General features: G+C 70.2%; 20 protein-coding genes and 1 pseudogene. 15 read left to right on the top strand and 6 right to left on the bottom strand.

Annotated elements, in window-relative coordinates; all coding sequences use genetic code 11:
* Positions 1 to 131 precede the first annotated feature (131 nt).
* Positions 132 to 791 carry a DUF1345 domain-containing protein gene (locus ABTU82_RS13775; protein WP_407173858.1) on the top strand — a complete coding sequence of 220 codons (660 nt, stop codon included), beginning with the start codon at positions 132 to 134 and terminating at the stop codon, positions 789 to 791.
* A 282-nt stretch (positions 792 to 1,073) separates the two neighbouring features.
* On the opposite strand, the gene ABTU82_RS13770 is transcribed toward ABTU82_RS13775, so the two are convergent.
* Positions 1,074 to 1,853 carry a peptidase M23 gene (locus ABTU82_RS13770; protein ID WP_240606984.1) on the bottom strand — a complete coding sequence of 260 codons (780 nt, stop codon included), beginning with the start codon at positions 1,851 to 1,853 and terminating at the stop codon, positions 1,074 to 1,076.
* Positions 1,854 to 1,963: 110 nt separating this feature from the next.
* Between ABTU82_RS13770 and ABTU82_RS13765 the strand changes: the two genes are divergently transcribed.
* Positions 1,964 to 2,803 carry an aldo/keto reductase gene (locus tag ABTU82_RS13765; RefSeq protein ID WP_116648899.1) on the top strand — a complete coding sequence of 280 codons (840 nt, stop codon included), beginning with the start codon at positions 1,964 to 1,966 and terminating at the stop codon, positions 2,801 to 2,803.
* A 4-nt stretch (positions 2,804 to 2,807) separates the two neighbouring features.
* Here ABTU82_RS13765 and ABTU82_RS13760 read toward each other — a convergent pair whose 3' ends face one another.
* From ABTU82_RS13760 to ABTU82_RS13750, 3 genes are all read right to left on the bottom strand, one after another.
* Positions 2,808 to 5,357 (bottom strand): excinuclease ABC subunit UvrA, encoded by a 2,550-nt coding sequence (locus ABTU82_RS13760; protein ID WP_407173857.1) that lies wholly within the window; start codon positions 5,355 to 5,357, stop codon positions 2,808 to 2,810.
* 268 nt (positions 5,358 to 5,625) lie between these two features.
* Positions 5,626 to 7,365, bottom strand: coding sequence for a DEAD/DEAH box helicase (locus ABTU82_RS13755; RefSeq protein ID WP_116648901.1), 1,740 nt, complete (start codon positions 7,363 to 7,365; stop codon positions 5,626 to 5,628).
* A gap of 55 nt (positions 7,366 to 7,420) precedes the next feature.
* Positions 7,421 to 8,830, bottom strand: coding sequence for a lipocalin-like domain-containing protein (locus ABTU82_RS13750; protein ID WP_407173856.1), 1,410 nt, complete (start codon positions 8,828 to 8,830; stop codon positions 7,421 to 7,423).
* Between the two features lie 220 nt (positions 8,831 to 9,050).
* Here ABTU82_RS13750 and ABTU82_RS13745 point away from each other — a divergent pair, with 220 nt between their 5' ends.
* Together ABTU82_RS13745 and ABTU82_RS13740 are read left to right on the top strand one after the other, a co-directional pair.
* On the top strand, positions 9,051 to 9,482 hold the full coding sequence (locus ABTU82_RS13745) for a ribosomal maturation YjgA family protein (RefSeq protein ID WP_407173855.1): 432 nt from the start codon (positions 9,051 to 9,053) through the stop codon (positions 9,480 to 9,482).
* Positions 9,479 to 10,500, top strand: a pseudogene (locus tag ABTU82_RS13740) (NADPH:quinone reductase). The gene ABTU82_RS13745 and the pseudogene ABTU82_RS13740 overlap by 4 nt, the downstream one beginning before the upstream one ends.
* 18 nt (positions 10,501 to 10,518) lie before the next feature.
* Here ABTU82_RS13740 and ABTU82_RS13735 read toward each other — a convergent pair.
* On the bottom strand, positions 10,519 to 11,157 hold the full coding sequence (locus ABTU82_RS13735; protein WP_407173854.1) for a type 1 periplasmic-binding domain-containing protein: 639 nt from the start codon (positions 11,155 to 11,157) through the stop codon (positions 10,519 to 10,521).
* 191 nt (positions 11,158 to 11,348) lie between these two features.
* On the opposite strand from ABTU82_RS13735, the gene ABTU82_RS13730 reads away from it, so the two are divergent.
* The 9 genes from ABTU82_RS13730 (at position 11,349) to ABTU82_RS13690 (ending at position 21,678) form a co-directional block, all read left to right on the top strand.
* Complete coding sequence (locus tag ABTU82_RS13730; RefSeq protein WP_407173853.1) at positions 11,349 to 12,551, top strand: HupE/UreJ family protein; 1,203 nt, start codon at positions 11,349 to 11,351, stop codon at positions 12,549 to 12,551.
* Positions 12,552 to 12,744: 193 nt separating this feature from the next.
* A complete protein-coding gene (locus tag ABTU82_RS13725; RefSeq protein WP_407173852.1) occupies positions 12,745 to 15,129 on the top strand; it encodes a purple acid phosphatase family protein in 2,385 nt (794 codons plus the stop codon).
* Between the two features lie 85 nt (positions 15,130 to 15,214).
* Positions 15,215 to 16,354 (top strand): WxL protein peptidoglycan domain-containing protein, encoded by a 1,140-nt coding sequence (locus ABTU82_RS13720; protein WP_407173851.1) that lies wholly within the window; start codon positions 15,215 to 15,217, stop codon positions 16,352 to 16,354.
* 60 nt (positions 16,355 to 16,414) lie between these two features.
* Positions 16,415 to 17,344: a L,D-transpeptidase gene (locus tag ABTU82_RS13715; RefSeq protein WP_116648909.1), complete on the top strand. Its 930-nt coding sequence runs from the start codon at positions 16,415 to 16,417 to the stop codon at positions 17,342 to 17,344.
* On the top strand, positions 17,341 to 17,640 hold the full coding sequence (locus ABTU82_RS13710; protein WP_407173850.1) for a DUF1905 domain-containing protein: 300 nt from the start codon (positions 17,341 to 17,343) through the stop codon (positions 17,638 to 17,640). Before ABTU82_RS13715 ends, ABTU82_RS13710 begins: the two co-directional genes overlap by 4 nt.
* Entirely contained in the window at positions 17,637 to 18,131 is a 495-nt protein-coding gene (locus tag ABTU82_RS13705; protein ID WP_116648911.1) for a prepilin peptidase, read from the top strand. Before ABTU82_RS13710 ends, ABTU82_RS13705 begins: the two co-directional genes overlap by 4 nt.
* Before the next feature lie 55 nt (positions 18,132 to 18,186).
* Complete coding sequence (locus tag ABTU82_RS13700; protein ID WP_407173849.1) at positions 18,187 to 19,227, top strand: YihY/virulence factor BrkB family protein; 1,041 nt, start codon at positions 18,187 to 18,189, stop codon at positions 19,225 to 19,227.
* Positions 19,228 to 19,247: 20 nt separating this feature from the next.
* The gene (locus tag ABTU82_RS13695) at positions 19,248 to 20,915 is read left to right on the top strand and encodes a cellulase family glycosylhydrolase (RefSeq protein WP_407173848.1); all 1,668 of its coding nucleotides are present in this window, start codon (positions 19,248 to 19,250) and stop codon (positions 20,913 to 20,915) included.
* Positions 20,916 to 20,967: 52 nt separating this feature from the next.
* A complete protein-coding gene (locus ABTU82_RS13690; RefSeq protein ID WP_407173847.1) occupies positions 20,968 to 21,678 on the top strand; it encodes an NAD(P)H-hydrate epimerase in 711 nt (236 codons plus the stop codon).
* A 4-nt stretch (positions 21,679 to 21,682) separates the two neighbouring features.
* Here the strand turns inward: ABTU82_RS13690 and glgP are convergent, their stop codons facing one another.
* Positions 21,683 to 24,229 (bottom strand): alpha-glucan family phosphorylase, encoded by a 2,547-nt coding sequence (glgP, locus tag ABTU82_RS13685; RefSeq protein ID WP_407173846.1) that lies wholly within the window; start codon positions 24,227 to 24,229, stop codon positions 21,683 to 21,685.
* Positions 24,230 to 24,306: 77 nt separating this feature from the next.
* On the opposite strand from glgP, the gene ABTU82_RS13680 reads away from it, so the two are divergent.
* Positions 24,307 to 24,534 (top strand): response regulator, encoded by a 228-nt coding sequence (locus tag ABTU82_RS13680; protein WP_116648915.1) that lies wholly within the window; start codon positions 24,307 to 24,309, stop codon positions 24,532 to 24,534.
* A complete protein-coding gene (locus ABTU82_RS13675) occupies positions 24,531 to 25,166 on the top strand; it encodes a CYTH domain-containing protein (RefSeq protein ID WP_407173845.1) in 636 nt (211 codons plus the stop codon). The genes ABTU82_RS13680 and ABTU82_RS13675 overlap by 4 nt, the downstream gene beginning before the upstream one ends.
* The last annotated feature ends 46 nt before the right edge of the window (positions 25,167 to 25,212 follow it).

The raw sequence follows: 25,212 nt of genomic DNA, 5'->3' as shown, positions 1-25,212 counted from the left end.
GACCCGCGTTCATCCTGAGTACGGGCTCGTGGGTGCGGCGGACACGGGCGGAGGAAGCGGGGCGGGGTCCGGTCCGCGCTAGGGTGCGGATGACGCCACGCCCGTTGCGCCACGGAGAAGGGAGGAGTCGCGTGAGCGATCAGACCCGAGACTTCGACGACGCCTGGCACCGGTCCGGGGTGCGCGTCGGGGTGATGCTCCTCGTTCTCGTCCTGGTCACCGTCGTCGTGAGCGCGGCCGGATCGTGGGCGTACGCGCCCGCGGTCGGGTGGACCGCCGCATCCGTCACCTTCATCTCGTGGGAATGGGTCACGGTGCTGCGCCTCGGGCCCGCCGACACGGCCAGCCACGCGACCCGCGAAGACCCCACGAGAGCGACGGCCCAGGGCCTGCTGCTGCTGTCGAGCCTCGCCAGCTTCGGGGCGATTGCGCTCGTGCTGTACGAGTCGGGCTCGGTGACAGGCCCTCAGAAGTTCGCACTCGTGGCCATCGCGCTGCTCACGGTCGCCGCTTCGTGGTGTCTGGTGCACGTGCTCTTCACGCTGCGATACGCCGCGATCTACTACCGCGACGCGGGCTCGGGCGTTGACTTCAATCAGACCGAGCCCCCGCAGTACCGCGACTTCGCCTACCTCGCCTTCACCCTCGGCATGACCTACCAGGTGTCGGACACGAACCTGACGAGCAGCGCCATCCGCCGTGAGGCGCTGCGGCACGCGCTGCTCTCGTTCGTGCTCGGGGTCGTGGTGCTCGCCGCGACCATCAACCTCGTGGCGACACTCATCGCCTGAAGGGCCGGCGCCCGATCAGCGCCTGCGCACACCCTTCTCGACCGAACTCAGGATGAATGCGCGCGACCGGCCGGTGGCCCGCGAAAACACGCGGGCAGCCGGGTCTCGACCCGCGTTCATCCTGAGTACGGGCTCGTGGGTGCGGCGGACACGGGCGGAGGAGGCGGGGCGGGCTCGCAGAGAGGCTGGTCCGTGACCCGTGACCCGTGACCCGTGACCCGTGACCCGTGACCCGGTCGCGGGGGCGCGGTCGGCGCGCGTCTCGTCGTCCTGGACGAGGCTTCAGGCGGCCGGGCAGCTCGGAATGCCGTCTGCGCGATCGTCGCCGATCGGTGCGCCCGACACCGCGGCGACGGCACGGACGGCGGCGTCCCAGTAGCGTGCGTAGTGAGACGGATCGGCGTTGACCTGCGTGGTGTGCGCAACGATCGTGGGCTCGAGGGCGGCGCGGTCGGGCACACGCGCAGCCATGGCCCGGTAGAACATGGTCGCCGCGGTGTACGGATCGAGGCGCGCCTCGCGCGTGCCCCAGGTGTCTTGCTGCTGGAACAGCCCGATCGACGTCGTCCGCGACCCGTCAGGGTTCGTGACTCCACTCGTCTCCCAGTCGCCGTAGTCGATGTTGCGCAGAGACGACTCGCCCATTGCGGTCATCACGGCGATCGTCTGGTCGCGGCTGTCGAAGCCGAGGTCGCGCCCCGCGGTCAGGATCGTGCAGGCGTTGCCGAGTTGCGCCACCCCGTACCCGGCGATCCCGGGTGCGGCGGGAATCACGGGCTCGGGTGATGCCGCGCGGTCGGTGCCGAACGCGGGCGAGCTGAGCGCATCATCCCAGGCTGCCGACAGAGAGGTCAGAGCGTAGCCGCCACCCCAGATGACAGCGGCGCCGAGAAGAAGCGGCAGGGTGATGCCGGAGGTGATCAGCCAGGTGCGTCGGGTGCGTCGGTGCTTCGCGCGCCGTGCCCGCGCTCGCCGAGCGCCGGAAGCGGTGGGCCTCTTCGCGCCGCGCCGCGCCGGTGCTGGCCGGGCTGTCGACCGGCGAACGGGAGGACGTGCGTGCACGTGGTTCCCTCCGGTCTCTCTGCGGGCGGCGCGAAGCCATCGTAAAGGGACTGGCCGCCGCTGCGGCACTCGGCGAGTTCGGCGAACGAACCGGGCGTACCGTGGAACGCATGACCCAGCTCGCGCCCTCCATCGCCCTGAACGACGGCCACCAGATCCCCGCTCTCGGGTTCGGCACGTACCCGATGCGCGGAGAAGACGGTGCCGACGCCGTCGCCTCCGCCATCCGCACCGGCTACCGGTCGCTCGATACCGCCTTCAACTACGACAACGAGGGGGCGGTCGGAGAGGGCATCCGCCGCTCCGGGCTCGCGCGCGACGAGCTGTTCGTCACCTCGAAGCTCCCGGGGCGTCACCAGGGCGAGCCGACGGTGGCCGCCGTTCGCGAGTCGCTCTGGCGTCTGGGGCTGGAGTACCTCGACCTTTACCTGATCCACTGGCCCAACCCCAGCGTGGGGGAGTACGTGCGCTCGTGGGAGAACCTCGTGCGCGCGCGCGAGCTGGGTCTGGTGCGGTCGATCGGTGTGAGCAACTTCACCGAGCAGCACCTCACCGACGTCATCGAGGCGACCGGGGTGACTCCGGCCGTGAACCAGATCGAGATGCACCCGTACTTCCCGCAGGTGCAGCAGCGGGCGGTCAACGCGCGTCTCGGAATCGTCACGGAGGCGTGGAGTCCACTCGGGAAGGGCAACGCCCCCTATGAAGAAGCACCGGTCGTGGCTGCGGCCTCGGCGCACCAGGTGACCCCCGCGCAGGTCATCCTGCGCTGGCACGTGCAGCTCGGCAGCGTCCCCATCCCGAAGAGTGCGACGCCGTCACGACAGGCCGAGAACCTCGACGTCTTCGGTTTCGAGCTCGACGACGCTGAGATGGCGGCCATCACCGCGCTGGGCCGGCCCGACGGACGGCTCTTCGGCGGCGACCCCGACACCCACGAGGAGCAGTGACGGCCTAAGAGCCGGCGAGACGTCGCGCGAGGTACGGGGCCGTCCGGCTGGCGGGGTCGCTCGCCACGGCAGACGGCGTGCCCTCGGCGATGATGCGTCCGCCCGCGTCTCCTCCCGCCGGCCCCAGGTCGATGACCCAGTCGGCCGCGGCGACGACGTCCATGTCGTGCTCGACGACGACGACGGTGTTGCCCGCGTCGACCAGCCCGTGCAGCTGCGTCAGCAGCAGCCGGACGTCGGCGGGATGCAGGCCCGTCGTCGGCTCATCGAGCAGGTAGAGCGTATGACCCCGGCGGGTGCGCTGCAGCTCGGTCGCGAGTTTGATGCGCTGCGCCTCGCCGCCTGACAGCTCGGTCGCCGGCTGCCCGAGCCGCAGGTATCCCAGACCCACCTCGCGCAGGGTGCGCAGACTCCGGGATGCTGCGGGCACGGCGTCGAGGAACTCCGCCGCCTGCTCCACGGTGAGCGCGAGGACGTCGGCGATGTTCTTGCCGTCGTACGTCACCTCGAGCGTCTCGGCGTTGTAGCGCGAGCCGCCGCAGGTCGGGCACCGCCCGTAGCTTCCGGGGAGGAATAGCAGCTCCACCGACACGTAGCCCTCGCCGAGGCACGTCTCGCAGCGTCCGCCGGCGACGTTGAACGAGAACCGCCCGGCGGTGTACCCCCGTTCCCGGGCCAGGGTGGTCGCGGCGAACACCGATCGCACGGCGTCGAACAGGCCCGTGTAGGTCGCCAGGTTCGAGCGCGGCGTGCGTCCGATCGGCTTCTGGTCCACGCGCACGAGCCGGTCGATGTTCTCGAGGCCCGTCACACGGCGAACGGCGAGGGCGTCGACGGACGGGGAGGGCAGGGTCGCCTCCGTGGGCTCGCCCCCGCCCGTCGTCTCGGTTCCCTCGTCATCCTCGTCGCCCTCATCACTGCCTCGAAGATGTCCGTTCACCACGTCCCGCAGCACCCGGCCGACGAGCGTCGACTTCCCGGATCCGGAGACACCGGTGACCGCGACCAGCGTCCCCAGCGGGATGGTCGTGTCGACATCTGCGAGGTTGTGGAGCGATGCGCCCTCCAGCGTCAACCAGCTCGTGGGGGACCGCACCTCGTGCGCCTCAGCGGGGTGCTCGGCGAGATCGGGGAAGAGGAACGGACGCGTCGCCGACTCCGTCACGTCAGCGAGACCCTCGACGGGCCCGCTGTAGAGCACGTCGCCGCCCCCTTCGCCGGCTCCCGGTCCGACGTCGACGATCCAGTTCGCGCCGCGTACGACGTCCATGTTGTGCTCGACGACGAAGACCGAGTTACCGGAAGACACGAGCTGCTCGAGCACGTCGAGCAGGGGTTCGGCGTCGGCCGGGTGAAGGCCGGCCGACGGTTCGTCGAGTACATAGACCACCCCGAACAGACCCGAGCGCAGCTGGGTCGCGAGGCGCAGGCGCTGCATCTCGCCCGGAGAGAGCGTGGTGGTCACACGGCCGAGTCCGAGGTAGCCGAGACCGAGATCGGTGAGCACCTGGATGCGGGAGAGCAGGTCGGTGGTCAGCGCCACGGCAACGTCGGTGCGCTCGCCGGAGGACGACGTGGGCAGGGCCTGCCCCGCATCCTCGAGCTTCGTCGTGGGGCGCAGCACCTCGGCGAGCTCGCTCATCGGCAGCGCGTTCAGTTCGGCGATCGTGCGGCCCGCGAACGTGACGGCGAGTGCCTCGCGCCGCAGTCCCGAGCCCCCGCACAACGGGCAGACGCCCGTGCGGATGAACCGGAGAACGCGCTCGCGCATCGTGGCGCTCTTCGAATCGGCGAGAGTGTGGAAGACGTACTTCCTCGCGCTCCAGAACATGCCCTTGTAGGGCTTGGCGACTCGGTCGCGCTGCGGGGTGATCTCCACGACGGGCTGTTCGTCGGTGAAGAGGAGCCAGTCGCGGTCGGCGGGGTCGAGGTCGCGCCAGGGGCGGTCGACGTCGTACCCCAGGGCGATCGTGATGTCGCGCAGGTTCTTCGCCTGCCAGGCACCGGGCCACGCGGCGATGGCGCCGTCGCGGATGCTCAGCGAGGTGTCGGGTACGAGCGTCTCTTCGGTGACGGTGTGCGCGACGCCGACACCGTGGCACTCGGGGCACGCTCCCGCGGCGGTGTTGGGCGAGAAGGCATCCGAGTCGAGTCGGGTGTCGAAGCCCTCGGGGAACGTCCCAGCGCGTGAGAAGAGCATCCGCAGTGAGTTCGAGAGCGTGGTGACGGTTCCGACACTCGACCGCGAGCTGGGGGCGCCGCGTCGCTGCTGCAGCGCCACGGCCGGTGGGAGCCCCGTGATGGATTCGACGTGCGGGTTGTGGCCCTGCTGGATGAGCCGGCGCGCGTAGGGCGCGACGGATTCGAGATAGCGGCGCTGGGCCTCGGTGAAGATGGTGCCGAACGCGAGTGACGACTTTCCCGACCCCGATACGCCGGTGAAGGCGACGATGGTGTCGCGGGGGACATCGACGTCGACGTTGCGAAGGTTGTTCTCGCCGGCTCCGCGTACGCGAACGAAGGCGTCGGGTGCCGCGTGCTCATATTCGGACATCGAGCCACCCTATGCGGTGTGGATAGCAGCGACAGGACGGTAGGAGATGACGAGCTGGCGATCCTCACCCGGGAAACAGCGGCGCTTCGACCGAACGCCCCGATGGTCGAGGCTCAGACCGAACTCAGGATGATGGCGCACGGACCGCACGCGGGGCCCGGAAATCCGCGAGCGATCGCACCCGCGCGCGGCTTCATCCTGAATACGGGTCGATCGAGTGCGGCGTGCGCCCGCCACCTTCGCCTCCGAGCTGTCGGCGGCTCGGATGTCAGTAGCGGGGCTTGCGGTCGGGGCGTCCGCCGGGACCGCCGCGGTCGACGCGCATCTCGATGAGCTTGCCGCCGATGCGGGTGCCGCTCAGGCGGTTCAGCGCGTCGTCGGGGAGGTCTGCCGGCAGCTCGACGAGCGAGAAGTCGGGACGGATGTCGATCTTTCCGAAGTCCTCGCGCCGAAGGCCCCCCTCGTTCGCGAGGGCGCCGACGATCTGGCGCGGCTCGACCTTGTGGCGCTTGCCCACGGCGAGCCGGTACATGACCAGGTTCGCCTGCGACGGACGTCCGCGACGCTCGGGGCGGCCCTCGTCGTCGCGATCGTTGCGGGGAGTGCGCGTGCGGTCGTCGCGGTCGAACCGCTCGGTGCGCTCCTGCGCGGGGTCGAGGAGAAGGGGCGTCTCGCCCTGCGAGACCACGGCCAGCGCGGCGGCGACGTCGGCCTCGGGCACGTCGTGGTGCTCGACGTAGTGCGCGATGATGTCGCGGAAACGGTCGATGCGCGCCGTCTGCTCGAGCGCAGCGGTGATCGCCTCGTCGAAGCGGGTCAGTCGGGTCGCGTTCACATCCTCGACGCTCGGCAGTTGCATCTGGGTGAGGGGCTGCCGGGTCGCGCGCTCGATGTTCGCCAGCATCCGTCGCTCGCGCGGCGTGACGAAGCTGATCGCGTCGCCGGTGCGTCCGGCACGGCCGGTGCGGCCGATGCGGTGCACGTACGACTCGGTGTCGATCGGCAGGTCGAAGTTGACGACGTGGCTGATGCGGTCGACGTCGAGGCCGCGCGCGGCGACGTCGGTCGCGACGAGGATGTCGAGCTTTCCCGACTTGAGCTGATTGACCGTCTTCTCGCGCTGCGCCTGGGCGACGTCGCCGCTGATCGCGGAGGCCGTGTAGCCGCGGGCGCGGAGTTTCTCAGCGAGCGTCTCGGTCTCGTTCTTCGTGCGGACGAACACGATCATGCCCTCGAAGTTCTCGACCTCGAGGATGCGGGTGAGCGCGTCGACCTTCTGGGGGTAGGAGACGTTCAGGTAGCGCTGGGTGATGTTCGACGAGGTCGCGGTCTTGTTCTTGACCGTGATCTCCTGCGGATCGCGCAGATACTGCTGCGAGATCCGGCGGATCTGGGCGGGCATGGTGGCGGAGAACAGCGCCACCTGCTTGTCGGCGGGGGTGTCGGCGAGGATCGTCTCGACGTCTTCGGCGAAGCCCATCTTGAGCATCTCGTCTGCTTCGTCGAGCACGAGGAACTTCAGCTCCGACAGGTCGAGGGTGCCCTTGACGAGGTGGTCCATGATGCGCCCGGGGGTGCCGACGACGACGTGCACGCCGCGGCGCAGCGCTGACAGCTGCGTGCCGTAGCCCTGTCCGCCGTAGATCGGAAGCACGTTCACGCCGCGCAGGTGCGATGCGTAGCGCTCGAACGCCTCGCACACCTGCAGCGCGAGTTCGCGGGTGGGGGCGAGCACGAGCGCTTGCGGCTTCTGCTGCGACGCGTCGAGCTGCGAGAGGATCGGCAGCGCGAACGCGGCCGTCTTTCCGGTGCCCGTCTGCGCCATGCCGATCACGTCGCGGCCCGCGAGGAGGGGCGGGATGGTCGCCGCCTGAATGGCCGACGGGGTCTCGTAGCCGACGTCTTTCAACGCCTTGAGCACCGAAGCGTCGAGTCCCAGGTCGGAGAAGGACTGCTGCTCGACGACCACGTCGGATGTTGCGGACGTGTCGGACTCGGATGCTGTCATTACTCCACGGTAGCGCGTGCGAGCCCTCGGACCACGGTCGAGCGTGAGCTGCGGGTCAGTACGCCTGCTCGATCCAGGCGTCGCCCGACACGTCGTCGCCCTGGAATGTGCCCGCCGGCTCGGCCGTGCCCTCGTAGATCGGGGCGCCGCCGACCGAGAACTCCTGGTCTTCCAGGCGCGTCGTGACGGTGATGTCGGCCTGGAACGAGGGGATCTCGACCCGGAACTGCCGGGCATACGCGTTGCCGGTGCGCGGGCTCGTCCAGAGCTCACCGACGGCGGTGACGGTGCTTGAGACGTAGTACAGCTCGCCGTCCGCGTCCTGCAGGGTGGCGAATGCGTCGACCGGCACCCCGATCTCGGGCTTGTAGCCCTCGCCGATCATCCCGGCGTTCGAGATCGTGTATCCGTTGGAGAGCTGCATGTCCTGCAGAAGCCATCGCACGCGCGTATCGGACGTGCCGCCCCCGAAGAACCCGTACTCGTGATCCATCCAGGTCGTGCCGGTGACCGCGTACTCCTGCCCGGCGACGGTGATGGTGCCGGAGGCGGCGAGGCGCGTGTAGGAGAAGTAGTAGTTGTCCTTCTCGAGACTCTGCTCGGTGGCGCTCGGCTCGATTCCGGTGCCCCACACGAAGAACGGACGCCCCTGCTGCGAGAACACGAGATCGAAGACCACCTCGTCGAGCGTCTCCTGGTCGACCAGCACGGAGTGCACGGCGATGTCTTTCGTCGGGTCGCTCTGGGGTGCCGTCATCGTGACGGAGTTGCGGACGGCGACCGCCGTCGCCCCGCTCCCGCCGCCTCCCGTGAGTGTCACGGCGGGCGTCTCGGTGTAGCCCGCTCCCGGCTGGAGTAGCACGATCTGAGTGACTCCGCCGTGGTCGTCGAGCACGGCGATCCCGCTCGCCCCCGACCCGTCCCCGTCGATCGACACCGTGGGCGCCGAGGTGTAGCCCGATCCTCCCGATGTCACGCTGAAGCCTCCGACGAGCCAGCCCGGGTCGCCCAGACGCGCGTACCAGGTCTTCGCCGGATCTCCCTCGGCCCAGTGGCGCACGTCGAAGACGCCGAAAGGAGCAGGCCCGTACACCTGCGTGCGCTCGTAGTGCCGCGCGGCGGAGACGTCGCTCAGCGAGACCTGGGTCATCGCGAAGTGCTGCCCGGTGAACGATGCGGCGTTGATCTCGAATCCGAAGACCCGGTCGCCGGCGCGCAGCGTGCCGGTGTGCCACCACCACTCGGTGGGGGCACCATCGTGGCGATACATGTCGTCGGGGAGGCGGAGGACGACGTCTTCCCGAGGCACTGGTGCGGGCTTCGTCGAGCCCGACCACCGCGGATTGGGCGTCACCGGAACGGTCGGCGCGGGCACACCGCCCGGCGAATGGTGCACCAGGTCCCGCAGGGCCGAAGCGATCGCACCGATGACCGGCATCCGAGAAGCCCACCCACGTCGTGACATGTTCCGGAGCCTAGGGCGTCGAAGCCGTTCGAGACGAGACCCCGGTGGTCTCCGCAGCATCCGATCGACACGTTTCCGCTCGAATGCACATTCACGCGCGGCTGTCGGGTGCGGATCGCAGCGACGGTGTGTGGAGTGGATGCTGCGCTGGGCGGCGCAGCGCGCGGGCCGAAACCGTCCCGCCGGGGTGAGCCGCGCTCCGGCGGTTACGGTGATCCGTATGACCCCGTCCCCGCGCACCGTCGGTCGTCGGCGGGTCGCCGCCGTGATCGCGCTGGTCGTCATCGTGGCCGCGGGTCTCGTCGTGCACCGGGTGGCACCGAGCGCGGCGGCAACCGACGTCGCCGGAGACGCGCTCTACGCCGTCGCCGTCTACACGGGCCTGGTCATGCTCTTCGCGTCGGGACGGCGGGCCGCGCTCGGTGCGCTCGCCGTCGTCTGGTGCGTCGCGGTCGAACTCTTCCAGCTCACCGGTGTTCCCGTCGCGCTCGCCGCCGCGTTCCCGCCGATCGCGCTGGTGCTCGGTACCGGGTTCGACGCGCGCGATCTCGTGGTGTACCCGCTCGCCGTCGTCGCGGTGGTGGCCATCGACGCGACGGTCGGGCGACGCGGCGGAATGACCTCGGGCGGCCGCGGGTTGGAGTCGACATGACCTCGATCGTGTACTCCCACCGTGGCCCCTCATCCGTCCTCTCGGTCGCGGAGCGTCCGATTCCGAAGCCGGGTCGTGGCGAGGTGAGGGTGAAGATCGCCGTCTCGGGCGTGAACCCGACCGACTGGAAGGCCCGCGCGGCCGATCGTCCGATGGAGTTCGCGGAGATCGTGCCGAACCAGGACGGCGCGGGAACGGTGGATGCCGTCGGCGAGGGCGTCGACGACCTCTCCGTGGGCGACCGCGTCTGGATCTACCTCGCGCAGCACGGCCAGCCGGGTGGGACGGCCCAGGAATACGCGGTGGTTCCGTCGGTGCGCGCCGTGCGTCTCCCCGACGACATCGGCTTCGACGTCGCCGCGAGCCTCGGCGTTCCGGCGATGACCGCGCACCGCGCACTCACCGTGCACGAATCCGGCCCCGCGCGTCTGGGCCCGGGAGCGCTCGAGGGGCGCACCGTGCTCGTCGCCGGCGGCGCGGGCGCTGTCGGTCACGCCGCGATCCAGCTCGCCGTATGGGCCGGGGCGACGGTGCTCACGACGATCAGCTCGCCCGAGAAGGCGGCCCTCGCACGGGCGGCCGGCGCGCACCACATCATCGACTACCGCACGCAGGACGTCGCGACCGAGGTCGGGAAGATCGTTCCCGACGGTGTCGACCACATCGTGGAGGTCTCGCTCGCGACCAACCTCGGTCTCGACCTCGAGGTCGTCGCCAACCACGGGTCTATCGCCTACTACGCCGACAACGGCGGCGACCAGTTCGGCGGGCCCATCCGCTCCTCCTTCGCGAAGAACGTGCGCCTGCAGGGACTGCTCCTGTACACGGTCGGCGATCACGCGCTCTCGGCGGCGGCGGACGACATCGCCCGTGCGCTCGAAGACGGAGCGCTGCCGGTCGGGGAGGGAGCGGGGCTCCCGCTCCTGTGGTTCCCCTCGCCGAGACGGCCGCCGCTCACGACGCGGTCGAGGCGGGCGCGACGGGCAAGGTGCTCATCCGGGTCTCCGACGACGTCTGACGCCCCGGCGCAGCCCAGTCAGGGCAGGGACACGACGATTCCGGTGAGCCCCCACCGGATGCTGGCCAGTCCGGCGGCGATCGCATCGGCCGCCCGCTCGGGGGTGACCGACGAGGGATCGGTGTCGTCGGCGGTGCTGATGCCGGAGCCGCGGAAGCTCGCGCCCTTCCAGATGACGGCGGTGCTGTTCTCGGTCGGTTCCGGCAGCTGTGCGCCCAGCACCAGGAACTGCTGCGCGAGGTGCTGGGGAGCAAGGAGGGCGAACACGTCGACCACGCCCGCACCCGCGCCGATGACGAGGTCGGGTGCAGCCGCGACCGCTTCGTCGATGCGTTCCTCGACCTGGTCGTCGTCGGCCGCGGTCAGGACCGTGACGTCGGCGTCGTGCTCGTCGGCCCACGCATCGACCGCCGCTAACACCGTGGTCGTGGGCGGATCGTCATCGGCGGAGATGACCACGATCCGATAGCCCCGCTCGGTCGGTGCGTGCACCCACGAGTCAGGGCTCGGGGTGATGGTGGCCTCCGGCGTCGGTGTCGCGATGCCCCCGAGGAACGCGCCGCGGTGATCGTCGTCGCCGTCGATCCCGGCCGCGCATCCGACGAGGATCGCCGCGCACATCGTGGCCGCGACGATCGCGGCAGTTCGTCGAGTCACGTCGTACCTCCGGGAGGCGAGCATGACAACCGGCGCGGGCGCCACCGTGTCGGACCCGGTCCGCCCGGGTGAACGCACGGCCAACATCTCCCTCCGGTGCACCACGATCCGTTCGCCCGCGGTTCCGCCGCGGATGGTCCGCCGTTCACGAACGCGGGGGAGAGTTCCGGAGTTCCCGAAGGAGTTCCGCAGTGCACAGGCTCATCCACCGCGTGGCGATCGCGCTCGCCGTCGTCGGTATCGGCGTCGTCGCTTCGGCGTCCGCCGCATCCGCCCACGGCTTTACCTCGACGGCGTACGTCGACCTCACCGCTCCGGGCGATGGCACGGTGGTCGCGGAGCTCGACCTCGAGTACGACCTGCTGGTCGTCTCGGCGGCCGAGAACGAGAACGACGACGACTTCTTCCAGGAGGGCATGGGCCTGTTCGAGACGGGCGACGAGGCGACCGCCCTCCGGGCCCACTCCGACACGGTGCTCGCCTACATCGACGACCATTTCGGTGTGGCGGCATCGGGTGCCGCGTGCGCCTCGCGCCTCGTGCAGGAGCCCTCGGCCCACATCCGCGACGAGGTGCCGTATGCGACGTTCGTGGTCTCGTACGACTGCGAGGTCGGCGATGGCGGGTACGAGATGCACAGCACGCTCTTCCCCGACGATGAGGGATACGTCACCGACGCGAAGACGATCGTCTCCTACGACTTCGGGGAGGGTGAGGGCAGTGTCGTGCTCGACTCCGCCCACACCTCGTGGTCGAGCGATCAGCCGTTCTGGGAGCGCCTGGGCGAGTTCTTCCTCCTCGGGGCGGAGCACCTGCTCGGTGGGATCGACCACATCCTGTTCCTGCTCGTGCTCATCGTCGGATCCTGGCGGCTGCGCGAAGTCGTGCTCGCGGCGACGTCGTTCACCGTGGCGCACTCCCTGACCTTCCTCCTGGCGGCCCTCGGTGTGGTCGACCTGCCGGCGTCGATCGTCGAGCCGGTCATCGCGCTGTCGATCGCGGTGGTCGCGGGGTGGTATCTGTGGGGCGCCTGGCGCCGGCGCAGCGAACCATCGCTCGATCTCGAGGAGAAGCGCGGATTCCTGGGGCTGACCCGCCCCGCACTCCTCCGTCTCATCGTGGTGTTCGCGTTCGGCCTCATCCACGGACTCGGCTTCGCCGGGGCGCTCGGCATCGACGAGCCCTGGTCGTGGACGCTGCTGGCATCCCTCCTCGTCTTCAACGTCGGGATCGAAGCCGTGCAGCTGACGATCATCGCGATCGTCTTCCCCCTGCTGATGCTGCTGCGCCGGCGGCGTCCCCGCCTGGCACTGTGGCTCGGTGTCGTGCTCGCGGCGGCTGTCGCCGCCATCTCGCTGGTGTGGTTCGTGCAGCGACTGCTCGGCGTCGGGTGAGTCCGCGATTTTGTTGATAACACTCAACCTTGTCGACCGAGTCACCCATTGCGGCGCTTCCATTCACCGGCCGGACACCCCCCGAAAACACGCTTGACGCGCGCCCGCCGGGCGTCTCGTCGTTACCCGAGATCGAAAGACAGACACTCAGATGCTGAGAACCACTCCTCGGACCCCCTCGGGTCGGCATACCTTGCGCGCGGCTGTCGCCACGCTCGGTGCCGCCTCCGTCATCGCGGGTTCCTTCGCCTTCACGGCGATGTCGGCCACGGCGGCGGATCTTCCGGCCACCGTGCTCGACGCCAACGCCACCTGGAAGTACTCCGACAACAACACCGATCCGGCCGCCGGCAACGCCGACCGACTCGTCTGGACCAAGGCCGGCTACGACGACACCGCGTGGAAGAGCGGCACGGGCGCCTTCGGTGCCAAGAGCGGCTCCGCGACACCGAACCTGGGCGCGAACTTCCCCGTGAAGACCGTTCTGAACCAGTACATCGACCCGACGGCCTCGTCGAAGGTCGACGTTCCGACCGAGCACTTCCGCTCCAGCTTCACCGTCGACGCGGCGACGCTCTCGGCGATCTCGGGCCTCACCGGCGAGGTCGTCTACGACGACGCCGTGCAGATCTTCGTCAACGGCTCGAAGGTCGCCGGCTTCGTGGATGACCGTGTGATCGCGGCGCCCGACGCCGAGAAGAACCTCACCTACGCCGGCAACAGCGGCGGCGACCCCGTCACCTCGACGTTCACGGTCCCGTCGGCCGCACTGCAGACGGGCACGAACACCATCGCGATCGCGCTTTACCAGGACCGCGCCACCTCCAGCGACCTGTACCTGAACCTGAAGTCGCTCGTCCCCGTCTCCAAGGTCGCCGGTGCTCCCACCCTCAGCGACATCGTGCTCGGGATCGGGTCGGACGAGACCCAGCGCAACCTCTCGTGGTACTCCTCGACCGACGTCGCTCAGGTGGTCGAGTTCGCGCCGTCGTCCGACGTCGTCGGCGGCACCTTCCCCTCGTCGTCCGTGAAGGTCGACGCCACCGGCGGCGCCACGACGAGCGGTGAGTTCAACCGCTTCGCGACCATCTCCGGCCTCACGGCGAACACCGTGTACTCCTACCGCGTCGGCACCGCCGGCGCCTGGTCGGCGACGTACTCCTTCCGCACGCAGGCGCTCTCGGGCGACTTCGACTTCCTGTTCCTGGGCGACCCCCAGATCGGATCCTCGGGCAACATCCCGAGCGACACCGCCGGCTGGCAGGACACGCTGAACGTCGCGACGGCGGCCTACCCGAACGCCGAGATGCTCTTCTCGTCGGGCGACCAGGTCGAGTCCGCCGGAAACGAATCGCACTACACGGCGTTCCTCACGCCCGACGCCCTCCGCAGCATCCCGTTCGTCGCTACGAACGGAAACCACGACGTCGGCTCGAAGGCGTACGAGCAGCACTTCAACACGCCGAACGTCGACCGCACCGCGGGCGCCGGTTCGAGCTCGTCGTCGGGCGGTGACTACTGGTTCATCTACAAAGACGTGCTGTTCATGAACATCAACTCGAACAGCCGCGACAACGCCTCGCACATCGCCTGGATGAACCGCATCGTGGCCGAGCAGGGCGCGAACGCGAAATGGAAGGTGCTCGCCTTCCACCACTCGATCTACTCGTCGGGTCCGCACGCGACCGACAACGACATCGTCAACGACCGTCGTCTGGCGCTTCCGACGGCGATCTCGGATCTGGGCATCGACCTCGTCCTCCAGGGTCACGACCACAGCTACGCGCGCAGCTACCTCATCCGCAACGGTGAGAAGGCGGATGCTGCGGAGCAGGCCGGAGCCGACACGGTGACCGCGGGCCCCGGCGGGGTTCTCTACGTCACGGCGAACTCGGCGTCCGGGTCGAAGTACTACAGCCTGCAGAACAAGCCGGAGTTCTGGTGGCTCTCGGTGCAGAACCAGGAGAGGGTGCGCAACTACACCGCGGTCGAGGTCAAGGACGGCGCCATCACCGTGAAGACCCTCCGCAGCGAGGCGAAGGACGACCGGGCCGTGAACTCGGTGGTCGACCAGGTCACGCTCGCGAAGGCCGCCGACCCGAACTCGCAGACCCTGCAGGTCGAGGTCCCCGAGGGTGTGCCGGGCGAATTCTCCTGGAACATCGACGGCACCAACGGCCTCGTCGACCTGGGCACCGCCGTCGACAGCGGCGACTCGTTCACCGCCAGCGGCGCGATCAACCCGATCCGCGTCACCGACACGCGGCGGGGCGGCCCGCAGTGGTCGGTCTCGGCGCAGGTCGGCGACTTCACCTCGGGTGACGAGTCGTTCTCGGGCAAGTACCTGGGCTGGACCCCGCGCGTCATCGAGGAAGGCGCCGGCGCCATCGCCGGTGCCCCCGTCGCCTCCGGCTTCGACAGCGGCAACGGCCTGGCCGATTCGTCCACCCTCGGCTACGGACCGGCCGCGCACCTGCGCGGTTCGGCCAAGCTCGGCGCGGATCTCTCCCTGAAGATCCCCGTCGACGTCACCGATGGCACGTACAAGGCGACGCTCACGCTCACCGCGCTGAGCTGATCCGCATCCCCGCACCGGGTCGGGGTGAGCGTCTGCGGGCGCTCACCCCGATCCTCCGTTCCGTCCGCCACACGAAAGCCGCCCCATGATCGCTCGACCCCGTTCGCTCCGCCCGGCCCTCGCCCGTTTCGGGCTGGCAGCTCTCGTCGTCTCCGCGACCGTCCTCTCCGCCGGGGTGGCCACCGCGGCCGCGGCACCAGCTCCGTCCGCCGACGCCGATGTCACCTGGGGCGTGCGGACGGCGACGAACGCGCAGGGAAGCGCGAGAGACAACTTCGCCTACGTCGTCGGTCCGGGTGGCACGGTGGACGACGCGATCGTGGTGACCAACCACGACGATCAACCGCTCGATCTCGATCTGTACGCCGCCGACGGGTTCACCACGCAGAGCGGGCAGCTCGATGTCCTCACACGGGGCGAGGAGTCGTCCGAGGTGGGCGTCTGGACCGGTGTCGGCCAGGAGCGCGTGCAGATCCCGGCGGGGGCGTCCGCCGAGATCCCGTTCACCATCAGCGTTCCTGAGAACGCGACCCCCGGGGACTACGCGGGGGGCATCATCACCTCGCTCGCCCAACCGGCGCAGGAGGACGGCATCACCGTCGACCGTCGTCTCGGCATCCGCGTGCAATTGCGCGTGGACGGCGCCCTGCAGCCCGGCCTCGTCGTCGAGGGTCTCACGGTCGGGTTCGCGGGCTCACTCAACCCGTTCGCGGGCGGCACGGCCACCGTCGACTACACCGTGCGCAACACCGGGAACGTGCGGCTCTCCGGCCAGCAGTCGGTCGCGCTCTACGGACCGTTCGGACTCTTCCGCTCGGACATCGAGGGCGTCGACGACGTGCCCGAGATCCTCCCCGGCGAATCGTGGACGGTCTCGGCCACCGCCCAGGGGATCTTCCCCCTGGCGTGGCTCGGAACGGACGTCACCATCGACCCCGCTTTCCCCGCCGGGTTGGAGAGCGGACCCGACCTCGCGATGTTCGTCACGAGCTCGGGCACGGTGGCGATCCCGTGGAGTCTCGTCGCCCTCGTCCTGCTCCTCGGCGCGGCCGTGGTGGTCATCGTCGTGCTGCGACGCCGTGCACGCCGCCGCAGGAAGCAGAGCGAAGACGCCCGTGTGCAGGCGGCCGTCGCCGCCGCCCTGAAGGAGCAGCGACCCCCGGCCGACGCGTCGTCGCACGACGAGGTCGCGGTGGGCGCGGGCGCGGGCGAGCGCTCGACATAGTCCCGCGCCGACAACCGCGATCGACTTGCCAACGAGCACCTCGCCGTCGAGCATGAGGAGATGACTGCCACGCCCGCGCTCGCACCGCGCTCGCACCGATGGAGGTGGGGGGCCGCCATCGTCGTCGTCGCAGGGGTGGTCGTCGGCGCGGTCGCGTGGTGGATGTTCGCACCGCGGGCCGCAGAGGCTCCGGTGGCCGCGAGCCCCGCCGTCACGTCGACGTACACCCCCACGCCCAGCCCGACGCCGACCCCGACTCCGACGCCGATGGGGTTCACCGCGAACACCGCGGTCTACCCGCTCGACGCCCTCCCGCAGGTCGACGTCTATGCCGTGATCCCCGCACTCCCCGTCGACCACGACCCCCGGGGGGCCATGACGGGCGACACCGTTCGAGCCGTGACCGATCGCATCCCGGTGTTCGCCGACCCGACCGCCGAACCGGTCGCTGTCCTTCCCCGCGACTACCAGTTCGACGGCACGACGGTCCCGGTCGTCGAACGCCAGGACCACTGGGTGCGCGTGCTGCTCACCGGCCGCGAGGCGGTGCCCTCGGCGGGCAATCCGGCGCAGCTGAGCGGCTGGCTCCGCACCCAGGATGTGGAGTTCTCCCGGGCCGACGCGACGGTCGAGGTGGGGCTGACGAGCCGCACGATCGACATCGTGCACGCCGACGGCACGAGGGAGCGCGTCGCCGACGACTTCGGATCGGGAACCGCGTCGACCCCGACTCCGATCGGCCGCACGTTCGTGATGATGGTGCGCGTCGAGCCGTCGTTCGGCTACACCCGCGGCCACCCGCTGGTCTACCTCGGTGTGCAATCGCCGACGCTCGACGGCTTCGGCGGGGCAGCCGTCGCCGTGACCGCCTTCCACTACCACGACGCCCGATCGGGAGCGATCTCGAACGGGTGCCTGCGGCTCGGGCCGGAGGCGATCGACAGACTGGCGCAGCTGCCGCTGGGCACCGCCGTGTACGTGAACGCATGATCGTCGAGTTCACCGACGAGATGTACCGATGGGAGGCCCGCTCCGACGCGGACTGGTACTTCGTCGCGATGCCGGAAGAGCTGAGCGTCGACGTGGCGGAGCTGCAGGGCCCCTCCCGCCGGGGCTTCGGCGCGGTGCGGGTGCATGCCACGGTCGGTGCGTCGAGCTGGCGCACGTCGATCTTCCCCGGCGGCGACGGGCGTTACGTCCTGCCGCTCAAGCGTGCCGTCCGCGACGCCGAGAACCTTCGCGAGGGTGCGCCGGTCACGGTGGTCCTCGAGATCGCCGGCGTATGAGCGCGGCGTTCGCGCTCGCCGTAGAGGTCGCCGCCTACGGTGCGTTCGCCGTGCTGAGCGCGGTGCTGACGGTCGTCGACCTGCGCACGCATCGCCTGCCCGACCGGCTGGTGCTCCCGGCCTATCCCGTGGCGGCCGTTCTGCTCACCGGCGCCGCGTTCCTGCGCGGCGATCCGGCTCGGCTCCTCTCGGTCGCCGGTGGCGCGATCGTGCTCTTCGCGTTCTATCTCCTGCTGCGGATGCTGCGGTCCGGGGCGATGGGCGGAGGAGACGTCAAACTGGCCGGCCTCATCGGTGCGTTCCTCGGGTACCTGGGGTGGGATGCCGTGCTCGGTGGCGCGATCGCGGGATTCGTGTTCGGCGGCCTGTTCGCCGCTGTGCTCCTCCTCGCGCGACGGGCCAGGGCCGCGAACCGGCTCGCTTTCGGGCCGTGGATGCTTCTGGGTGCCTGGGCGGCGATCCTCGCGGCGGCTGCGACGGCCTTTTCCTGACGGCGCACGGCGTCAAGCCCCGGGACGAGGGGCACGGCGCCGATAACCTGACGGGATGACCGACTCCGTGATCTCTCGCGCCACCGCGTGGGCGCTGGCTCGCCGGCCCGTGCGCGCCTACCTGCGCTATGCCGGAGCCCGCGGTCCGGTCCTGGCCGACAGTGTGACCTATCGCACCCTGTTCAGCCTCTTCGCCGGCGTGCTCCTCGGATTCTCGTTCGCGGGGATCTGGCTGGCGGGAAACCCCGACGCGCTGGCCGCGCTCACCCGCTCGCTGAATTCCGCCATCCCCGGGCTGGTGGGCGAGAACGGCCTCATCGACGTCTCGAAGATCGAGGCACCCGGGGCGTTCACGATCGCCGGCATCGTCTCCCTCCTCGGTCTGGTCGGAGCGGCGATCGGCGCCATCGGCACCCTCCGCACGGCCCTGCGCCAGATCGCGGCCCAGACGACCGACGACACCTTCATCGTGTGGGTGCTGCTGCGAAACCTCGCCCTCGCCATCGGCATCGGGGGCGCCCTCGCCGCCGCGGCCGCCGCCACGTTCCTCGCCACCGCCGGCCTCGATGTCCTGCGGGGCTGGATGGGTGTCGCCGCCGATGCCGGGTGGGCAGGATTCCTCGCCTGGTTCGTCTCCGTCGCCGTGGTCCTCGCCCTGGATACCGTGGTCGTCGCCGCGCTGTTCGCCTTCCTGTCGGGGCTTCGCGTCCGCCGTCGCACCCTGTGGACGGGCGCGCTCCTCGGCGGCATCGGGCTCACCGTGCTGCAGCAGTTGTCGGGCCTGTTCGTCGGGGGCGCGAGCTCCAATCCGCTCCTGGGCACCTTCGCGTCGCTGATCGCGCTGCTGCTGTGGCTCAACCTCTCCAGCCAGGTCATCCTCATCGCATCGGCCTACATCGTCACCGGCCACGAGGAGGACGAAGACCGGGTGCACGCCCGCTTCGGCGCGGCCACCATGGTGCAGTTCCGCGTCCGGCAGGCAGAGCGTGCCGTGCAGGCGGCGGCGTCCGAACTCACGGCGGCGCGCGACGCCGAAGCGACCGAGCGCGAGAAGAGCGCAGCATCCGGAAACGCGGCCGACGCATCCCACCAGTAGCATTCGCTGCAGGAGGGATCATGATCGGTGTGCGCACAGGATCGCGGGGGAGTCGCTGGCTCGGACTTCTGTTGTCGATCGCGTTCGTCGTCTCGGCCGGGGTCATGACATCGGTCGTCCCGGCGCGCGCCGCGACCACTGCCGGTTGGCTGCACACCGACGGCTCCCGCATCGTCACCGAGTCGGGGCAGACGCACACCATTCGAGCGGTGTCGTGGTTCGGGATGGAGACGAGCAACTGCGCTCCTCACGGTCTGTGGACCATCCCCCTCGACGAGGGGATGCGGCGCATCGCCGAGATGGGGTTCAACACCATTCGGCTGCCCTTCTCGAACGAATGCCTGACGGCGTCGTCGACCACCTCGATCGACGCGAACGCGAACCCGACGCTGGTGGGCCTGACGCCGCTGCAGCTCATGGACACGGTCATCGCCCGTGCGAAGGCCGTCGGGCTGAGCGTGATCCTCGATCGGCACCGTCCGGGGTCGGACGCCCAGTCGGAGCTCTGGTACACCCCCGCCTACTCGGAACAGCGCTGGATCGACGAGTGGAAGATGCTCGCGCAGCGGTACAAGAACGAGCCGGCCGTCGTCGGTGTCGATCTCCACAACGAGCCCCACGGCGCCGCGTGCTGGGGGTGCGGCGATGCCGCGACCGACTGGCGGGCGGCCGCGACGCGTGCGGGCAACGCCGTGCTGTCGGTGAATCCGAAGCTCCTGATCGTCGTCGAGGGCGTCGAACGCCAGCCCGACGGCAGCTCCACGTGGTGGGGCGGGGGCCTCGCGGGCGTCGCGGAGAAGCCCGTCACGCTGAACGTTGCGAACCGGGTCGTGTACTCGCCCCACGAGTATCCGGCGAGCGTCTACAACCAGACGTGGTTCGGCGCGGGCGACTACCCCGCGAACCTCCCGGCGGTCTGGGAGAAGAACTGGGGGTTCATCGCCAGCCGCGGGATCGCGCCCGTGCTCGTGGGCGAGTTCGGCACGAAGCTCGAGACCGCGAGCGACAGGGCGTGGGTGAAGACCCTCGTCGACTACCTCGGGAAGACCGGCATCAGCTTCGCCTACTGGTCGTTCAACCCGAACAGCGGCGACACCGGCGGCCTCGTGCGCGACGACTGGCGCACCCCGCAGACGACGAAGCTCGCGGCCCTCGCGCCACTGCTGACGCCGACGACCGTGCCGACCGCCGCGCCCACGGCATCGGCCACGCCGAAGCCCTCGTCATCATCGACGCCGAAGCCGAGCAGTACGCCGAAGCCGAGCAGTACGCCGAAGCCGAGCAGTACGCCCAAGCCGAGCAGTACGCCGAAGCCGACGGCGTCGCCGAAGCCGAGCAGCACGCCGAAGCCGACGGCGTCGGCCACGCCGTCTCCGAGCGCTCCCTCGGCCGGCGGGATCACGGCCGCGTGGAGCCTTCAGAGCGCCTGGGGTGAAGGATACGTGGCCGATCTCACGGTGACGGCGGCTCGCAGAGTCGATCGTTGGACGGTCAGCTGGTCGTCGCCCGGAGCCACGTCGATCGTCAACGCGTGGGGGATGGACTGCCGGCTCTCCGGGTCGACCATCACCTGCAGCGGTGCCGGATGGGCCGCCGGCCTCGCCCCGGGGCAGACCGTGAAGGTCGGTCTGCAGGTCGCCGCCACACGTGCTCCGGCGGCGCCCCCGCTGAGCACTACCTCGTCCTGACCGAGACGGCAACCGCCGGTCTCCCGCGCGCGAGCGCGACTAGCGTGACCCCATGAGCTCGTCAGAAGTGAGCGGCGCCTATACCGCCGCTGCCGTGCGGGCCGCCGAGGCTCCTCTGCTGGCCGCGGGGGAACCGCTCATGCTCGAAGCGGCCGCGGCTCTGGCCGAGATCGCGCGGGACGTGCTCGCGAAGCATCCCGGACGCGTACTCGTGCTGGCCGGTGCCGGCGACAACGGCGGCGACGCGCTCTTCGCGGCGGCCGAACTCGCGCCGCTCGTTCCCGTCGAGATCGTGCTCACCTCCGACCGGGTGCACCGTGAGGCGCTGAGCACGGCACTGGGTGCCGGTGCCGAGCTGCGCCACGCGGCCGACGTCTGCTCCTGTCCGGGGGAGTACTCCGTCATCCTCGACGGCATCCTCGGTATCGGCGCAGTGCCCGACCCTCGACTGCGCGGTGCCGCCCGAGCGGTGGTCGAATCGCTGGCGCCCGTGAGCGCCGCATCCGGCACAACCGTCATCGCCGTCGATCTGCCGAGCGGCCTGCACCCCGACGACGGCACCGCCGACTCCGCGGTGCTGCCCGCGTCGATCACCGTCACGTTCGGGGCGGTGAAGGCGGGTCTCGTGAGGGGACGCGGCCCCGCGGTGGTCGGCGAGATCCGGGTCGTCGATCTCGGGCTCGAGCCGGCGCTCGCGCGCGTCCGACCCGCAGTGACCGGCGTTCTCGACGTGGTGCGCCTTCCTCGCCGCGCTCGCGTCTGATCACTCAGGTCGCGACGGCGACGAGGCCGAGCTCCACGGCCGACACGAGCCGGTCGTGGCGAGGGACCACGCGCACCGCGTAGCCGAACGGACCGGTCGCGTCGAGGGCGAGGCTTCCCTCGAACACGGTCGCCGAGTCCTCCTCTCCCGCGTCCGACAGTGCGATCGTCGTCCGTTCGCCGGCCAGCGTCCCGTCAGCGTCGATCGCGCCGGAGATGAGCTGCACCGACACATCGTCGGGGGTGAGTCCGTCGAGGTCGACGATCGCCCGCACCGAGATCCGGTCGCCCGCGCGAGCCTGGGCCGAGACGGCCGTCGCGTCGACCGCCCGCACCGACACCCGCGGCCATGCATCGCGCACCCGGGTGAGGAACGCCGCGAATTCCCGCGCACCGGCGAAGCCGTCGGCGCTCAGGGCGTGTTCGTTCGCCGAGGCGGGCGCGTAGAGCCTCGTGACGTAGTCGCGCACCATCCGATCGCTCGTGGCCTTGCGTCCGAGGTCGGTCATCGTGTGCCGCACGCGCTCGAGCCAGCCGACGGGGATTCCGCCCTCCCGCTCGTAGAAGGTCGGCACGAGCTGGTGCTCGATCAGGTCGTAGAGGGCGGATGCTTCGGCATCGTCGCGCTCGTCGTCGTTCGCCGCGGTGTCGGCCGTGGGGATCGCCCAGCCGTTGCGGCCGTCGTACCACTCGTCCCACCAGCCGTCGAGGATGGAGAGGTTGAGCGATCCGTTGAGCGCCGCCTTCATGCCCGACGTGCCGCTCGCCTCGAGCGGGCGGACCGGCGTGTTCAGCCAGACGTCGCACCCGGGGTAGAGCTTCTTGGCGAGGGTGATGTCGTAGTCGGGCAGGAAGACGATCCGCTCGCGCACCTTCGGGTCGCGGCTGAAACGCACGAGCTGCTGGATGAGGGTCTTCCCGGAGTCGTCGGCCGGGTGGGACTTCCCTCCGATGACGATCTGCACCGGACGGTCGGGATCGGTGAGCAGACGCGTGAGGCGCTCGGGATCGCGCAGCATCAGCGTCAGGCGCTTGTAGGTCGGCACGCGGCGCGCGAACCCGATCGTGAGCACCTCGGGGTCGAGCACCTTCGCCGTCCACGCCGCGGGCGACGAGGACGCTGCGGCCCCGAGTCTGCGGCGGGCTTCGGCCACGAGCTCCTGCTTCATCTCGACGCGGACTCCCCAGAGCTCGCCGTCGGGAACGGCCGCGCGGTCGCGCCAGTCGTGGTCTGCGGTGAGGGCGTCGCCGAACCCGCGCTCGCTCAGCGCTTTCAGCGACGGGTGCACCCAGGTCGGCGCGTGCACGCCGTTCGTGATCGACGTGATCGGCACCTCGTCGGAGTCGATCCCGGGCCAGAGGGCGCCGAACATGCCGCGGCTGACCGCGCCGTGCAGCAGCGAGACACCGTTGGCGTGCTGACCGAGATGGAGTCCGAGGACGGCCATGTTGAACACGTGCGGATCGCCGCAGTCGTAGTCCTCGAGTCCGAGTGCGAGGGCGCGGGTGCCGTCGATGCCGGCGAGCAGCCCCCCGGAGAGGTAGTCGGCGACGAGCGTCCGCGGGAAGCGGTCGATGCCGGCGGGCACCGGGGTGTGGGTCGTGAAGACGGTCGAGGCCCGCACCTGCGCCAGGGCCACCTCGAACGACAGCCCGTCGCGGGCGATGAATTCCGACATGCGCTCGAGGCCCTGGAATCCGGCGTGGCCTTCGTTCGTGTGGAAGACGTCGGGTTCGGGCCGGCCGGTGATGCGGCACCAGGCCCGCACCGCGCGGACGCCCCCGATACCGAGCAGCAGCTCCTGGTGCAGCCGGTGCTCGCCCCCGCCGCCGTAGAGACGATCGGTGACGCGTCGCAGATCCTCCGAGTTCGACGGGGTCTCGGCGTCGAGAAGCAGCAGCGGAACGCGACCGATGTCGGCCACCCAGACTCGGGCGAACAGGGTTCTGCCGGCCGGGAGCTCGAGCGAGATCTCGACGGGTGACCCGTCGGGCTCCTGCAGCTGCCGAAGTCCGAGGCCGTAGGGGTCGAGCACCGGGTAGCTCTCGTGCTGCCAGCCGTCGTCGCCGATCGACTGTCGGAAGTACCCGGCGCGGTAGAAGAGTCCGACGCCCGTCAGCGGCACACCCAGGTCGGACGCGCTCTTGAGGTGGTCGCCGGCGAGGATGCCGAGGCCTCCCGAGTACTGCGGAAGCGATCCGTCGACACCGAACTCGGGGGAGAAGTACGCGATGTGCGCGGGCTTGGGGTCGGCGAGGCCCTGGAACCAGCGCTCCCCGGTGAGATAGGCCTCGAGGCGTTCGTCTTCGGCCCGCACGCGGGCGACGAAGCCCTCGTCCGACGCCAGCTCGTCGAGACGCGCTTGGCCGATGGTGCCGAGCAGTCGTGAGGGGTTCTCGTCGACCCTGGCCCAGAGATCGTGGTCCATGGAGGCGAACAGCGACGACGTGGCGCGACTCCACGACCACCGCCAATTCGTCGCGAGACGGTCGAGCGGCGCCAGTGCGGGCGAGAGGACGGGACGGACGGTGAACGTGCGGAGAGCCTTCACGCGAGTGATCATAGGTCATCGCCCTCTGTGAGGGAGGGCCGTCTCCACAGCGGATGCTTCGGACTACGCTGGGCGACATGGCACTTGCACGACTGACTGGCGGGCCGCTCGACGGCCAGGTGATCCCTCTCGAAGACGACGTCGACGACTCGCTCATCGTCCCCTACGGCGAGGGCCAGCTGGTCTACCGCCGCGGCGGCGACCTCGAGAACACCGGCGACAGCGACGGACCCACCGAGGCCGTCTTCACCTACGCCGAAGCGACCCAGGACATCAACCCGAACGAAGACGGACGAGACGATTGAGCGCGGCGGCCTCGTCCGAACCCACGCGTTCGATCGAGGTCGAGCGCACGTACGACGTGTCGGCCGAGACCCCGCTTCCGGATTGGTCACGCCTGCCCGGAGTCTCCCGCGTCGGTGACGCGGAACTGCGTGAGCTGGATGCGCGCTACTTCGACACCGCGGGTCTCGATCTCGCCCGCGCACGGGTCGCCGTCCGTCGCCGCGAGGGCGGTCCCGATGCCGGCTGGCATGTGAAGGCATCTGTCGCCGACGGTCGCTCGGAGTGGGGGTGGCCGTTGGGAGAGGGCGACGAGAGCGCCGTTCCGCCGGCGATCGTCGACGCGGTGGCCCCGTGGGCCGCGCCGCCGTTCACGCTCCTCGCCCGCATCCGCAACACGCGCACGGCCTACGCCCTGCACGACGCCGAGGGCGGGCTGATAGCGGAGTTCGTCGACGACCGCGTGCGCGGTCGTGACGAGCGCGGTGAGCGCGACACCACCTGGCGGGAGTGGGAGATGGAACTCGGCCCCGCCGCCCCCGACGCGCCCGCCGACCGCGAGACGTTCTTCGCCGCGGTCGACGCGGCCGTGGCAGCCGTGGGCGGTCGCCCCGCAGCATCCGACTCCAAGCTCGGTCGCGTTCTCGGGCGCTGATCCGCCCCGTCCGGGGTGGGGAGGGGCGCGTCGGCGCCGGTGGCTG

It is taken from the genome of Microbacterium deferens, assembly GCF_045517775.1.
Classification (GTDB): domain Bacteria; phylum Actinomycetota; class Actinomycetes; order Actinomycetales; family Microbacteriaceae; genus Microbacterium.
This window is presented reverse-complemented; position numbering and strand designations above follow the sequence as displayed.